This window comes from Enterobacter sp. HG048 (assembly GCF_024702055.1).
GTDB lineage: Bacteria > Pseudomonadota > Gammaproteobacteria > Enterobacterales > Enterobacteriaceae > Enterobacter > Enterobacter dykesii.
The window spans coordinates 81,970-96,717 of sequence record NZ_JANLIZ010000018.1; the positions used below are offsets into that span (position 1 = coordinate 81,970).

The window sequence follows — 14,748 nt, forward strand, 5'->3', positions numbered from 1 at the left end:
GCCATTTCTGTTGCTTAATCAATATCAACAGGACGCAGGAGTATAAATAATGAAAACCGCTTACATCGCAAAACAACGCCAGATCAGTTTCGTAAAATCCCATTTTTCCCGCCAGCTGGAAGAGAAGCTTGGCCTTATTGAAGTTCAGGCGCCGATTCTGAGCCGCGTGGGTGACGGGACGCAGGATAACCTTTCTGGATGCGAAAAAGCGGTACAGGTGAAAGTGAAAACACTGCCAGACGCTCAGTTCGAAGTGGTTCATTCCCTGGCGAAGTGGAAGCGTCAAACCCTGGGACAACACGACTTCAGCGCGGGCGAAGGGCTCTACACGCACATGAAAGCCCTTCGTCCCGATGAAGATCGCCTTTCACCGATTCATTCCGTTTACGTTGACCAGTGGGACTGGGAGCGCGTGATGGGGGATGGTGAACGTCACGTCGGCACGCTGAAATCCACTGTTGAGGCGATCTACGCCGGGATCAAAGCAACCGAAGCGGCCGTAAGCAAAGAGTTTGGTCTGGCACCGTTCCTGCCGGATACGATCCACTTTGTTCACAGCCAGGCGCTGCTGAGCCGCTTCCCGGATCTCGATGCTAAAGGCCGCGAGCGTGCGATCGCCAAAGAATTAGGTGCTGTGTTCCTGATCGGAATCGGCGGCAAACTGTCTGATGGCAAACGCCACGACGTTCGCGCGCCGGATTATGATGACTGGAGTACTGCGGGTGAAGGCGAATTTGCCGGGCTGAACGGCGATATTCTGGTGTGGAACCCGGTACTGGAAGACGCCTTCGAGCTCTCTTCTATGGGGATCCGCGTGGATGCTGACGCGCTGAAGCGCCAGCTGGCGGTCACCGGCGATGAAGATCGTCTCAAACTCGAGTGGCACCAGGCGCTGCTGCGCGGTGAAATGCCTCAGACGATCGGCGGTGGTATCGGCCAGTCCCGTCTGACCATGCTGCTGCTGCAATTACCCCATATCGGTCAGGTTCAGTGTGGCGTCTGGCCGCAGCAGGTACGTGAAAGCGTCGGTTCTCTTCTGTAATTAACGCTGCCAGCGTCTGAGCAGGCGGCTACGCAACCCGGTATCAAAGCGCCAGATATGATCGAAGATGCGCATGATGCCGGGTTTTCCATGGGCTGACATCGCCACCGCATGAAAACGGTGCTGATGCACTCGCTGTAACTCCTTCACCTTATTCACCACGTCATCCGGCAGCCGCTGGGCAATAAAATCGGAAATCACCACCGCGTCAGCGTCGTACCAGTCGCCGCCCTGCATACGCTCCACAATGCTGCGAAAGCAGCTGGCCAGATCCGTGCCGCCGCGAAAGCGCTGGCTCAGGAAGCGGATTGCCTGCTCGATACCCTGCTGGTTCGTCAGCTCATAGCCCACCACCTCGCTGGAGAAGAGCATGATAAAGCAGCGACGGCGATCGGCGAGCGCCACGCGCATCAGTGCCAGACAGAACGCCTTCGCGCACTGCTCGTTAAACCCGCCCATCGAACCGGACGTATCCACGCAAACAATGAATGGCCCGCGCGGCTGTTCATCAAAATCCTGATGGACGACCGGCCGTTGGCTGACTTTCTCGCGCCAGGCTTCGCCGTGCAGTCGGTAGGTGAGAAGCTGTTTTTCCACCAGCCGACGATAGAACTCATACTCCAGCTCCGTCATCCCCAGCGTGCTCAGCTCCGTTGGCAGCAGGCGTAAAATGTCATCGCTCTGCTGGAGCCCGTCGACCTGCTCCGGCACGGTAGCCGGTTCGCGCACCAGGGTGCGGAAGGTTTCCATCGGGGCATCTTTCTTTGGGACCGACTTTGCCTCCCTTGAGCGACCCAGCTGTTCTGCAAGCTTCATCAGCTCGGGCTGCTGCGCCAGAAAATCGCCGTATTTGACGATCAGCTGATAATCCCCGCGCCGGAGCTGACCGGCGCTCATGTCCCACAGACGTCCGGCGGCATTTTCATTCTCCACCAGCACCTGTTCTAGCTGGCCGCTCAGCGTCATACGTTCCTGAACTTCACTGAGCAGCTGTTCACGCTCTTCATCCAGCAGCTGCTGGTTCAGCGTTGTGGCCTGCACCACCAGGCTGAGGCGCCAGCGCTGTAAGAAGAGGGTGTGCAGTGCGGGAGTGAACGTGGCGTTGTCCGTGACCAGCCCCCGAGCCTGGCTGGCAAACGGGGAGTGGACGTTATCGAGCAACGTCAGGGTTTGCGGGAGCTGGACGATAAACTGCGACGTGGAGAGCCGCTGGCACTGCTGATAGCAGGCCACCTCTTCCGTTAACTCAGGCGGAACTTCGGTCTCCCTGAACCGCTGACGCAAATTTTCTCGCCAGCGGGGCAGATCGTCCGTCATCGCCTTTTTAAGCTTCGGAAATTTTTCGAAGAAGGCCGCCAGCTGCGGCGACGCCAGAAGGGTAATGACCACTTCTTCGATCAACCCCTCCTCGCTGACCGCCAGCATGACGTTAAGCGTATCCAGGGTTAGCATTGACGCGCCTGTTTGATCTGCGCGCTGACGTCCTGCAGGCTGGCTTCGATGCGACCTAACCAGTCGCTATGAATAAAGAGGCATTTTTGCTGCTCGCTAAAGCGGGTGTGCTGCTGATGCCATTCGGTATCCAGCGCTTCCAGCTGCTGCTTAATCTCTTCGGGGACGCTGTCAGAGGCGGTGCCCGGAAGAGCAAGACGCGATCCCTGGAGGCTGACGTCGCGGATCACCAGGTGCTGGCTGCTGTCCACTTCCATATTCAGCGGCTGCGCGAAACCAATGCCGTTGAGTTTTCCCCGGATCTCTCCGCCCTTATCCAGCCACTGCGCCAGCGCCTCGCGCTCAATCGTAATGTGTACCACCTGCATATCATGCAGTTTAAGCGGCTGCTGGAGCAGCAACGTTAGCGTTGCTGAGGTCAGATCCGCGGGAAGCTCGTAGTGCGGTTTGCGGGCGAACATGCCCCCAAGGCGATTTACTTTCAGCGCGGTTTTATCGCTTTGCTGCTGCTGGAGCTGGATGCGCCGCTGGGCAATCGCCCCCAGCTGGTTGAGCATTGCCTGCTGCCCCCAGGCGTGTCCGGTCATCAAAACGTCAAGCTGCTGCTGCATCAGGTTCATACCTTCTGCATCGTGCCAGAGGCAATCTTTCAGCAGGATCAGATCGATTGGCGCGACGGCATCACGGCCGCTGAACAGGGCGCTCGCCTGCAGCAGGCGGATCGCTTTTTTCCACCGGCGATCGGAGACATAGGGCGCTGAAGGGATGAGATCAAGCTGCTGGCGCAGCAGATAGATCAGCTCGAAGACGGCGTCTGGCAGTTTGATTTTGCCGATGTCCTGCTGCCACTGGTGATACTCCTCATCCGTCACCTGCAGCGAAGCGGATACCGGGTTTTCACTTTCATCCTGCTGGCTGACCAGCATGGAGCGAAAGTTGGACTTATCCTGTACTTTGTCCAGCCACAGGCGGATAAGCATACGGTCATACAGCGCTTCCAGACTGCTGTCGGCTTCAGGCCGTTCGTTAGAGGCGGCCACCAGCAGGCGCATCGGGATTTTCTCTTCACTGGCGCCGTTACGGAACCGACGTTCGTTTATCGCCGTGAGGAGGGTGTTAAGAATAGCCGGCCCCGCTTTCCAGATCTCATCGAGAAAAACAATCTCAGCCTCCGGAAGATACCCTTCTGTCAGACGCTGATAGCGACCCTCATCTTTCAATGCCTGGATGGAGAGCGGACCAAAAACTTCTTCTGGGGTGGAAAACCGGGTCATGAGATATTCGAAGGCGCGGGCGTTCTGAAAAGCAAATTTTAGCCTGCGGGCAATCAGGCTTTTGGCAATGCCCGGCGGTCCCAGCAAAAACACGCTCTCACCGCTCAACGCCGCCAGTAAACAGAGGCGGATGGCGTGGCTACGCTCGAAAAGGCCTTTCTCCAGCGCGCTGCTGAGGCGGGAAATTCTTTCTGCTAATAAATGTGAGTGAGCCATAATAGTTTTGCATCCTTTCGCCGTCGTGGCGGCCAATTGAAGCGAGTATAGACGTTTCAGTCAGGGCTGGTAATAGACTGAAGTGCGGCGCAATTTTCTTTGCGCTACATTAATGCGGTTGCATTTAGGGGTACGATTTTGCATTGAATCGTGCATACTGTGCGCTTTTTGTGGGCCAAGGGACCGGGAACACATTTGTTATTTAAACGAAAAGACTAGTCTATGAGCACTGATAATAAGCAATCATTACCCGCAATAACGCTTGCGGCGATCGGGGTTGTCTACGGTGATATTGGCACCAGCCCGCTTTATACGCTTCGTGAATGTCTGTCCGGCCAGTTTGGCTTTGGTGTTGAGCGCGATGCCGTATTTGGCTTCCTGTCCCTCATCTTCTGGCTGCTGATCCTGGTGGTTTCCGTTAAATATCTCTCCTTCGTTATGCGTGCTGATAACGCAGGTGAAGGTGGGATCCTGACCCTGATGTCTCTTGCCGGGCGCAATACCTCGGCCAGGATGACCTCTGTGCTGGTCATTATCGGCCTGATTGGCGGCAGTTTCTTCTACGGAGAAGTGGTGATAACGCCGGCTATCTCGGTGCTGTCGGCGATAGAGGGGCTGGAGATTATCGCTCCCCAGCTCGATTCATGGGTGGTCCCATTGGCCATCATTGTCCTGACGCTGCTGTTCATGATCCAGAAGCACGGTACAGGGCTGGTGGGCAAACTGTTTGCGCCGATTATGCTGGCCTGGTTCCTGATCCTGGCGGCGCTTGGCTTGCGCAGCATTATCGCGAACCCGGAAGTGCTGCATGCGCTGAACCCTTACTGGGCGGTGCATTTCTTCCTCGAATACAAAGTGGTTTCCTTCGTGGCGCTGGGGGCCGTCGTGCTCTCCATCACCGGTGTGGAAGCGCTGTATGCTGACATGGGCCACTTCGGGAAACTGCCTATCCGCGTGGCATGGTTTATTGTGGTGCTGCCGTCGCTGGTGCTGAACTATTTCGGTCAGGGCGCGCTGTTGCTTAAAAACCCGGAAGCGATCAAGAACCCGTTCTTCCTGCTGGCGCCCGACTGGGCGCTGGTGCCGATGCTGATCCTGGCGACGCTGGCGACCGTCATTGCCTCCCAGGCGGTGATTTCCGGCGTGTTCTCTCTGACGCGCCAGGCCGTGCGTCTGGGGTATCTGTCACCGATGCGCATCATCCATACCTCTGAGATGGAATCGGGCCAGATCTACATCCCGTTCGTTAACTGGCTCCTCTATTTCGCGGTTGTTATTGTTATCGTCAGCTTCGAGCACTCCAGTAACCTGGCGGCGGCGTACGGTATTGCGGTAACCGGTACGATGGTGCTGACATCGCTTCTCTCCACCACGGTGGCGTACCGAAACTGGCACTGGAATAAATTCCTCGTGGCGATGATTCTGGTGGGCTTCCTGTGTATCGACGTGCCGCTGTTCTCCGCAAACCTCGACAAAATTGTCTCCGGTGGCTGGCTGCCGCTGACGCTGGGTCTGGTGATGTTCATTGTCATGACCACCTGGAAAAGCGAGCGCTTCCGCCTGCTGCGCCGTATGCATGAGCACGGCAATTCTCTGGAGGCGATGATCGCCTCGCTGGAGAAATCCCCGCCGGTCCGCGTGCCGGGTACTGCGGTATATATGTCTCGCGCGCTGAACGTCATTCCGTTCGCGCTGATGCATAACCTCAAGCACAACAAGGTGCTGCACGAGCGCGTGATCCTGCTGACGCTGCGCACCGAAGATGCGCCTTACGTTCATAACGTGCGTCGCGTACAAATCGAGCAGCTGTCGCCGACATTCTGGCGCGTGGTGGCGAGCTACGGCTGGCGCGAAACGCCAAACGTGGAAGAGGTGTTCCACCGCTGCGGCCTGGAAGGGCTGAGCTGCCGGATGATGGAGACGTCGTTCTTTATGTCGCACGAGTCGCTGATTATCGGCAAGCGTCCGTGGTATCTGCGCCTGCGCGGCAAGCTATACCTCATCCTGCAGCGCAACGCCCTGCGCGCGCCTGACCAGTTTGAGATCCCGCCTAACCGCGTGATTGAGCTGGGAACACAGGTCGAGATCTAATCCCTTCTGAAAATGCCGGGTGGCGCTTCGCTTACCCGGCCTACCAAACCCCTCGCCAACCCACAATAATTGTCTCTACATTTCACTTAGCGAAACGTTTCGACGTCGATCACAAATCTGTTACGTCATGATGGTTTTCTGAACATTCTTGAGATTAAACTGATGTTAGCGAAACGTTTCGCTAGTGGAGCAAGAAAATGAAGAAAGGCACGGTACTCAACTCAGAAATCTCATCGGTTATTTCCCGTCTTGGGCATACCGATACGCTGGTGGTTTGCGATGCAGGCTTACCGGTTCCGCGCAGCACAACCCGTATCGATATGGCGTTAACGCAGGGTGTACCCTCGTTTATGCAGGTACTGGACGTGGTGACCGCGGAGATGCAGGTTGAGGCCGCCATTCTCGCGGCGGAAATCAAACAACATAATCCGCAACTCCACGAAACGTTGCTCAGCCATATTGAGCAACTGCAACAACACCAGGGAAACACCATAGAAATTCGTTACACGACGCACGAACAGTTCAAACAACAAACCGCAGACAGTCAGGCGGTGATTCGCAGCGGGGAGTGTTCCCCGTATGCGAATATCATTCTCTGTGCTGGCGTCACATTCTGAGGCCATCATGGACGCATTACTGCAACTCAAAGGGATCGATAAGTCGTTCCCGGGCGTAAAAGCCCTCTCCGGCGCGGCGCTGAACGTCTACCCCGGGCGCGTGATGGCGCTGGTGGGCGAGAACGGTGCCGGCAAATCCACCATGATGAAAGTGCTGACCGGTATCTATCAACGCGATGCCGGTTCACTCGTCTGGCTGGGTAAAGAGACTACCTTCAATGGCCCAAAATCCTCTCAGGAAGCGGGCATCGGTATTATTCACCAGGAGCTGAACCTGATCCCTCAGCTCACCATTGCGGAAAACATCTTTCTTGGCCGCGAGTTTGTTAACCGGTTCGGCAAAATCGACTGGAAAACCATGTATGCCGAAGCGGACAAGCTGCTGGCGAAGCTGAACCTGCGCTTTAAGAGCGACCGCCTGGTGGGCGATCTGTCCATTGGCGATCAGCAGATGGTGGAAATCGCGAAGGTGCTGAGCTTTGAGTCGAAGGTCATCATTATGGATGAACCGACCGACGCCCTGACCGATACCGAAACGGAATCCCTGTTCCGCGTTATCCGCGAGCTGAAGTCGCAGGGGCGCGGGATTGTCTATATCTCTCACCGCATGAAAGAGATCTTCGAGATCTGCGATGACGTCACCGTCTTCCGCGACGGGCAGTTTATTGCCGAGCGCGAAGTCGCCACGCTGACCGAAGATACGCTCATCGAAATGATGGTGGGACGCAAGCTCGAAGATCAGTATCCGCATCTGGATAAAGCGCCGGGTGAGATCCGCCTGAAGGTGGACAACCTCTGCGGTCCTGGCGTGAACGACGTCACCTTTACCCTGCGCCAGGGCGAGATCCTGGGCGTGGCGGGCCTGATGGGTGCCGGACGTACCGAGCTGATGAAAGTGTTGTACGGCGCACTGCCGCGCACCAGCGGTTATGTCACCCTCGACGGTCATGAAGTGGTCACCCGCTCTCCGCAGGATGGTCTGGCGAACGGCATCGTCTATATCTCCGAAGACCGCAAACGCGACGGCCTGGTGCTGGGGATGTCGGTTAAAGAGAACATGTCCCTGACCGCGCTGCGCTATTTCAGCCATAGCGGCGGTAGCCTGAAGCATAAAGATGAGCAGCAGGCGGTCAGCGATTTTATCCGCCTCTTTAACGTCAAGACCCCGTCGATGGAGCAGGCGATTGGCCTGTTGTCCGGCGGTAATCAGCAGAAAGTGGCGATTGCGCGCGGGCTGATGACACGCCCGAAAGTGCTGATCCTCGATGAGCCAACCCGCGGCGTAGACGTGGGCGCGAAGAAAGAGATTTATCAGCTGATTAACCAGTTCAAGGCCGACGGTCTGAGCATCATTCTGGTCTCTTCCGAGATGCCAGAAGTATTAGGCATGAGCGATCGCATTATCGTCATGCATGAAGGGCATCTCGGCGGTGAATTCACTCGCGAGCAGGCCACCCAGGAAGTTCTGATGGCTGCCGCTGTGGGCAAGCTTAATCGCGTGAATCAGGAGTAAGAAGATGACTACCCAGGCTGTTTCTGGTCGCCGCTATTTCACAAAGGCGTGGCTGATGGAACAAAAATCGCTGATTGCCCTGCTGGTGCTGATCGCGATTGTGTCGACCATGAGCCCGAATTTTTTCACCGTTAATAACCTGTTCAACATTCTGCAGCAGACGTCTGTGAACGCCATTATGGCGGTCGGCATGACGCTGGTGATTTTGACCTCGGGTATCGATCTGTCCGTCGGTTCCCTGCTGGCGCTCACCGGCGCGATCGCCGCTTCGATTGTCGGCATTGAAGTCAACGCGCTGGTGGCCGTGGCCGCTGCCCTGGCGGCAGGCGCGGCGATTGGTGCCGTAACCGGCGTGATTGTGGCAAAAGGCCGCGTTCAGGCGTTTATCGCCACGCTGGTGATGATGCTGCTGCTGCGCGGTGTGACCATGGTGTACACCAACGGCAGCCCGGTTAATACCGGCTTTACCGATAACGCGGATCTGTTTGGCTGGTTCGGTATCGGTCGCCCGCTGGGTGTTCCGACCCCGGTCTGGATCATGGCTATCGTCTTCCTGGCGGCGTGGTACATGCTGCACCACACCCGTCTGGGCCGCTATATTTATGCGCTTGGCGGTAACGAAGCGGCAACGCGCCTGTCCGGGATCAGCGTTAGTAAAGTCAAAATTATCGTTTACTCCCTGTGCGGTCTGCTGGCATCGCTGGCAGGTATCATCGAAGTGGCGCGCCTCTCTTCTGCGCAGCCGACGGCAGGTACGGGGTATGAGCTGGATGCTATCGCAGCAGTGGTTCTGGGCGGTACGAGTCTTGCGGGCGGTAAAGGTCGCATTGTTGGGACATTGATCGGCGCACTGATTCTTGGTTTCCTGAATAATGGTTTGAATTTGTTAGGTGTTTCCTCCTATTACCAGATGATCGTTAAGGCAGTGGTGATTTTGCTGGCGGTACTGGTAGACAACAAAAAACAGTAACTGACGACACTACAGGACATCTTAGATATGAACATGAAAAAACTGGCTACCCTGGTTTCTGCTGTCGCGCTGAGCGCAACCGTAAGTGCTAACGCCATGGCGAAAGATACCATCGCGCTGGTTGTCTCTACCCTGAACAACCCGTTCTTCGTCTCCCTGAAGGACGGTGCGCAGAAAGAAGCGGACAAACTGGGCTACAACCTGGTGGTACTGGATTCACAGAACAACCCGGCGAAAGAGCTGGCTAACGTTCAGGACTTAACCGTTCGTGGCACCAAAATTCTGCTGATCAACCCAACCGATTCTGACGCCGTCGGTAACGCCGTTAAAATGGCAAACCAGGCGAAAATTCCGGTGATCACTCTGGACCGCCAGGCAACGAAAGGCGAGGTTGTTAGCCACATTGCGTCTGATAACGTGCTGGGCGGCAAAATCGCGGGTGATTACATCGCGAAGAAAGCCGGCGAAGGCGCGAAAGTTATCGAACTGCAGGGGATTGCCGGTACGTCTGCAGCCCGCGAGCGTGGTGAAGGCTTCCAGCAGGCTGTGGCTGCGCACAAATTCAACGTGCTGGCGAGCCAGCCGGCCGACTTCGACCGTACTAAAGGTCTGAACGTTATGCAGAACCTGCTGACCGCACACCCTGACGTGCAGGCCGTGTTCGCGCAGAACGACGAAATGGCGCTGGGCGCGCTGCGTGCCCTGCAGACCGCAGGTAAATCTGATGTGATGGTTGTCGGATTTGACGGCACGCCGGATGGTGAAAAAGCAGTAAACGATGGCAAACTGGCTGCGACCATCGCTCAGCTGCCTGAGCAGATTGGCGCCACTGGCGTTGAAACTGCCGACAAAGTGCTGAAGGGCGAAAAAGTTCAGGCCAAATACCCGGTTGACCTGAAGCTGGTCATTAAGCAGTAAAAGGCGAATCAGGCAGTCGCTGGCTGCCTGAGGGACACCAATAAAGAAAAGTGTGGCATACGCCACCGGGTAACACCGGTGGCGCTCTCAGATGGACAACCCAACCATGAAAACCGCAGGCAACCTCGTCGTCCTTGGCAGTATCAATGCCGATCACATTCTTAACCTTGAATCGTTCCCTGCACCGGGCGAAACCGTCACGGGTAACCAGTATCAGGTGGCATTTGGCGGTAAAGGTGCCAACCAGGCTGTCGCTGCGGGTCGCTGCGGGGCGAAAATTGCGTTTATCGCCTGCACGGGTGATGACGATACCGGCGAGCGCGTTCGCAAACAGCTGGCGAGCGATAATATCGATATCGCACCGGTCAGCGTGGTTGCAGGGGAATCGACCGGCGTGGCGCTGATTTTCGTCAACGCTGAAGGTGAGAATGTTATCGGTATTCATGCTGGCGCTAACGCTGCGCTGACGACGGAGCGCGTAGAAGCGCAACGTGCCATCATCGCCGGAGCGGAAGCCCTGCTGATGCAGCTGGAATCACCGGTTGAAAGCGTGCTGGCCGCCGCGAAAATTGCGCATGAAAATCATACCACTGTCGTACTTAACCCGGCCCCGGCCCGTGTATTATCAGACGAGCTGCTGGCGCTGGTGGACATCATTACGCCAAACGAAACCGAAGCCGAAAAGCTGACGGGCATTCGCGTAGAAAATGATGACGATGCTGCGCGAGCCGCGCGTGCACTGCATGATAAGGGCATCGGTACCGTGATTATCACCCTTGGCAGCCGTGGGGTGTGGGCAAGCGTCAATGGCGAAGGCCGTCGCGTGCCGGGCTTTAAGGTCAAAGCGATTGATACCATCGCAGCGGGAGATACCTTCAACGGTGCACTGGTCACCGCGCTGCTGGAAGGCAAGAGAATGGATGACGCTATTCGCTTCGCACACGCTGCTGCCGCGATTGCGGTGACGCGCAAAGGCGCCCAGCCTTCCGTTCCGTGGCGTAAAGAGATCGATGAATTCTTAAGTCAGCAGGGGTAACGCTTGGCCACAATGAAAGATGTCGCCCGCATGGCGGGTGTTTCTACCTCGACGGTCTCCCACGTTATAAACAACGATCGCTTCGTCAGCGAGGCGATTCGGGAGAAAGTCGAAGCTGCGGTAAAAGAACTCAACTATGCGCCGTCTGCGCTGGCGCGCAGCCTTAAGCTCAACCAGACGCGCACCATCGGTATGCTGATCACCGCGAGTACCAACCCCTTTTATTCAGAACTGGTTCGCGGCGTGGAGCGCAGCTGCTTCGAGCGTGGCTACAGCCTGGTGCTGTGTAATACCGAGGGTGACGAGCAGCGCATGAATCGTAACCTGGAAACGCTGATGCAAAAACGCGTCGACGGGCTATTGCTGCTCTGCACCGAAACGCACCAGCCCTCGAAAGAGATTATCCAGCGCTATCCTTCGATTCCCACCGTGATGATGGACTGGGCGCCGTTCGACGGAACCAGCGATCTCATTCAGGATAACTCCCTGCTGGGCGGCGATATGGCGACTCAGTATCTGATTGATAAAGGCTATACCCGCATCGCCTGTATTACCGGTCCGCTGGATAAAACCCCGGCGCGTTTGCGTCTGGAAGGGTATCTCTCCGCCATGGAGCGGGCGGGCCTTTCCGTGCCGGAAGGGTACCGTATCACCGGTGATTTTGAGTTTCACGGTGGTTTTGAAGCGATGCAGACGCTGCTGGCGCAGCCTCAGCGTCCGCAGGCGGTGTTTATCGGCAACGACGCCATGGCGTTTGGTGCCTATCAGGCGTTATATCAAGCCGGTTTGCGTGTTCCCCACGATATGGCGGTAATCGGCTACGATGATATCGAGCTGGCCAGCTATATGACACCGCCGCTCACCACCATCCATCAGCCAAAAGATGAACTGGGCGAGCTGGCCATCGATGTGCTGATCCACCGTATGGCGCAGCCCACGCTGCAACAGCAACGGCTGCAGCTTACTCCTGTTCTGATGGAACGCGGTTCGGTTTAGCTTTCTCTTTGTGACGCTCTTTAATCAGGTTTCGGCCGTCTTTCGGTTTTAACAGCATAAAGACAAGCGCCGATACCACGGTAAGTGCGCCCATGGTGATAAAGGTATAGTGGAACTGCTCAACGGTATTTGCGCTGTCGAAGCCTTCATAAAACCGCAGCACCGCCGCACTCACGGCAACCCCTAAACTGATCGACAGCTGTTGCGTCACCGCCAGCACGCTGTTGCCGCTACTGGCGTTCTCGTCAGTCAGATCGGCGAGGGTGATGGTGTTCATCGACGTGAACTGCGTTGACATCGCCATGCCCAACACAAACAGCGGCAGGATCAGCATCCAGACGGGTAGCGCGGCGGATTGCAGCGAGAACTGCGCAATCATCAGGCCGATAAAGACCGTCACGCCAACCAGCGTCTTACGATAGCCAAACCAGCGCAGCACCTGTGTCACGGTTGATTTTGCCAGAATCGAGCCCATTGCCGTGGGCGCCATCATGCACCCGGCAATCAGGGCCGGGTAGCCGAAACCCACCTGCAGCATCAATGGCATCAGGAACGGTACGCAACCCGTCCCCAGACGAGACGCAATGTTCCCTGCAATCCCTACGGAAAACGTTCGGGTGTTAAAGAGCCCCAGGGAGATTAACGGCGTCGGATGACGGCGCGCGTGACGTATATAAAGAAGGAATAACAGAATACCGCCGAGGATGACGGAGAGCGCTAACCACGTCGCGACGATCTTCTCGCCAAACAGCTCCATCCCGCTGGAGAATAACACCAGGCTCAGGCCAAACAGGAAAAAGCCGCCCATATCGAAGCTGCGCCTTGGCGTGGTGAAGTTCGGCATATATTTGCGGGCATACAGTAGCCCCGCAACGCCAATTGGAATATTAATCAGGAAGATCCAGTGCCAGCTAGCCCAGGTGACAAACACGCCACCGAGTACCGGGCCAAGAATCGGGCCAACCAGGCCCGGCATGGTGACGAAGTTGAGTACGGGAAGCAGTTCGCTCCTGGGGTAGGCTCGCAGCAAGGCAAGACGCGCCACCGGCATCATCATCGCGCCGCCAATGCCCTGCAATACGCGGAAGATAACCAGCTCCGTTAAGGATGAGGAGAGCGCACAGGCCAGCGATCCGAGCGTAAAGAGCGTTACGGCCAGCATGAAAACTCTGCGGGTGCCAAAGCGGTCGGCCAGCCAGCCGCTGACCGGAATTAACATTGCGACTGTCAGGGTGTAGCTGATGATAGCGGACTGCATCGCCAGCGGGGAGCGGTTAAGGCTTTGCGCTATAGCGGGAAGCGCTGTGTTGAGGATGGTGGCATCCAGTGCCTGCATAAAAAACGCCATGGCTGCAATCCACGGCAATCCGGCCATGCTGCGCGCTTTTTTCGTTGTCATTTATTTACCTGCTGGTGGGTTGGCGCGGCCAGCAATGCCTGGCACGCACTCAGGGCTCGCTGCCCGTCGCTTTCCTGGATGGCATCAACAATCGCCTGGTGCAAATCCAGTTTTACCACTTCGTTTTGCGTAATAGAGGTAAAGTAGGTGTGATACACCGAATGAAATAAAGAGGCAAAAGAGGTGAGGAACGGATTGGCGCTCATCATATAGATGTGTTCATGCCAGGCCATATCGACCTCAACCCAGCGTTCGCGGTTGAAGTGTTTTTTCAGGAACACCATCTCTTCCATCAACGCGTTAAGCTGCGCTTTCTGCTCTGCAGTTCCTAGCGTGGCGGCAAGCAGACATGCCTGAGGTTCAAGGCTGCTGCGCATCACCAGAAAGTGATCGACGACCTGGTGAAAGTTATCTTCCGTCATCCACCAGGAGAGCAGCTCCTGATCGAGGAAATTCCAGTTACTCTGTGGCATCACGCGTGTGCCAATGCGAGGGCGTGGAAGCACCATACCTTTTGCCGTTAGGGTTTTCACCGCTTCGCGCACGGCGGTACGGCTCACCCCAAACTGCTCACCCAGCTCCATTTCTCCCGGCAGGATGCTACCCGGGGCATATTTACCCGCTAAAATCCGCTGAGCCAGCTTTTCTGCCAGCACGTACGACAGGTTTTTTTGGGCGGCCAGCTGTTGTGCGCTTAATGGCATCGCTTTTATTCCTTAAAGATTCATGCTGATAATTATGCCACCTCGAATGTGATTGTGGTTGCAGATACATCAAATAGAACAATTTGTAGCTTGATTTCACCTCTATTGGTGAAAAAAAACGCGGATGGAAACTTTTTTTAAATTTCCTCTTGTCACGTCGGAATAACTCCCTATAATGCGCCTCCACTGACACGGAACAACGGCACACACGCCGCCGGGTCAGCAGAGAAAAGCGAAATTAATTACTTGACTCTGAAGCGGGAAAGCGTAATATGCACACCCCGCGCCGCAGCGAAAAGCGAAGCGGCACTGCTCTTTAACAATTTATCAGACAATCTGTGTGGGCACTCAAAGTGACATGGATTCTTAACGTCCTCGGACGAAAAATGAATGCCAAGTCTCTGAGTGAACATACGTAATTCATTACGAAGTTTAATTCACGAGCATCAAACTTAAATTGAAGAGTTTGATCATGGCTCAGATTGAACGCTGGCGGCAGGCCTAACACATGCAAGTCGAG

The 14,748-nt window shown here is 56.0% G+C and carries 12 protein-coding genes and 1 rRNA gene; 9 read left to right on the forward strand and 4 right to left on the reverse strand.

What is annotated here, in order from left to right:
- The first annotated feature begins 49 nt into the window (after window positions 1-49).
- Window positions 50-1,042 (forward strand): aspartate--ammonia ligase, encoded by a 993-nt coding sequence (gene asnA, locus NUX24_RS18485; protein WP_045888253.1) that lies wholly within the window; start codon window positions 50-52, stop codon window positions 1,040-1,042.
- On the opposite strand, the gene viaA is transcribed toward asnA, so the two are convergent.
- The gene (gene viaA / locus NUX24_RS18490) at window positions 1,043-2,494 is read right to left on the reverse strand and encodes an ATPase RavA stimulator ViaA (RefSeq protein WP_257833312.1); all 1,452 of its coding nucleotides are present in this window, start codon (window positions 2,492-2,494) and stop codon (window positions 1,043-1,045) included.
- Complete coding sequence (gene ravA / locus NUX24_RS18495; protein ID WP_257833314.1) at window positions 2,488-3,984, reverse strand: ATPase RavA; 1,497 nt, start codon at window positions 3,982-3,984, stop codon at window positions 2,488-2,490. The genes viaA and ravA overlap by 7 nt, the downstream gene beginning before the upstream one ends.
- A 222-nt stretch (window positions 3,985-4,206) precedes the next feature.
- Here ravA and kup point away from each other — a divergent pair, with 222 nt between their 5' ends.
- The 7 genes from kup to rbsR all read left to right on the forward strand — a co-directional run bounded on the left by kup (window position 4,207) and on the right by rbsR (window position 12,125).
- Window positions 4,207-6,075: a low affinity potassium transporter Kup gene (gene kup / locus NUX24_RS18500; protein ID WP_023309781.1), complete on the forward strand. Its 1,869-nt coding sequence runs from the start codon at window positions 4,207-4,209 to the stop codon at window positions 6,073-6,075.
- A 197-nt stretch (window positions 6,076-6,272) separates the two neighbouring features.
- A complete protein-coding gene (gene rbsD / locus NUX24_RS18505; protein WP_032662094.1) occupies window positions 6,273-6,692 on the forward strand; it encodes a D-ribose pyranase in 420 nt (139 codons plus the stop codon).
- A 7-nt stretch (window positions 6,693-6,699) separates the two neighbouring features.
- Window positions 6,700-8,205 carry a ribose ABC transporter ATP-binding protein RbsA gene (gene rbsA, locus NUX24_RS18510; RefSeq protein WP_045354605.1) on the forward strand — a complete coding sequence of 502 codons (1,506 nt, stop codon included), beginning with the start codon at window positions 6,700-6,702 and terminating at the stop codon, window positions 8,203-8,205.
- Window positions 8,206-8,209: 4 nt separating this feature from the next.
- Window positions 8,210-9,175 carry a ribose ABC transporter permease gene (gene rbsC, locus NUX24_RS18515; RefSeq protein ID WP_257833318.1) on the forward strand — a complete coding sequence of 322 codons (966 nt, stop codon included), beginning with the start codon at window positions 8,210-8,212 and terminating at the stop codon, window positions 9,173-9,175.
- A 27-nt stretch (window positions 9,176-9,202) separates the two neighbouring features.
- Window positions 9,203-10,093 (forward strand): ribose ABC transporter substrate-binding protein RbsB, encoded by an 891-nt coding sequence (gene rbsB / locus NUX24_RS18520; RefSeq protein ID WP_010426610.1) that lies wholly within the window; start codon window positions 9,203-9,205, stop codon window positions 10,091-10,093.
- 106 nt (window positions 10,094-10,199) lie between these two features.
- On the forward strand, window positions 10,200-11,129 hold the full coding sequence (gene rbsK, locus NUX24_RS18525; RefSeq protein ID WP_257833325.1) for a ribokinase: 930 nt from the start codon (window positions 10,200-10,202) through the stop codon (window positions 11,127-11,129).
- A 3-nt stretch (window positions 11,130-11,132) separates the two neighbouring features.
- Window positions 11,133-12,125 (forward strand): ribose operon transcriptional repressor RbsR, encoded by a 993-nt coding sequence (gene rbsR / locus NUX24_RS18530; RefSeq protein WP_193805373.1) that lies wholly within the window; start codon window positions 11,133-11,135, stop codon window positions 12,123-12,125.
- Here the strand turns inward: rbsR and mdtD are convergent.
- Window positions 12,091-13,524 (reverse strand): multidrug transporter subunit MdtD, encoded by a 1,434-nt coding sequence (mdtD, locus tag NUX24_RS18535; protein WP_033144368.1) that lies wholly within the window; start codon window positions 13,522-13,524, stop codon window positions 12,091-12,093. The two genes, rbsR and mdtD, sit on opposite strands and share 35 nt — an antisense overlap.
- A complete protein-coding gene (locus NUX24_RS18540; protein ID WP_023309775.1) occupies window positions 13,521-14,228 on the reverse strand; it encodes a FadR/GntR family transcriptional regulator in 708 nt (235 codons plus the stop codon). The genes mdtD and NUX24_RS18540 overlap by 4 nt, the downstream gene beginning before the upstream one ends.
- A 454-nt stretch (window positions 14,229-14,682) precedes the next feature.
- Between NUX24_RS18540 and NUX24_RS18545 the strand changes: the two genes are divergently transcribed.
- Window positions 14,683-14,748: ribosomal RNA gene (locus NUX24_RS18545) — 16S ribosomal RNA — on the forward strand; the annotation flags it as partial.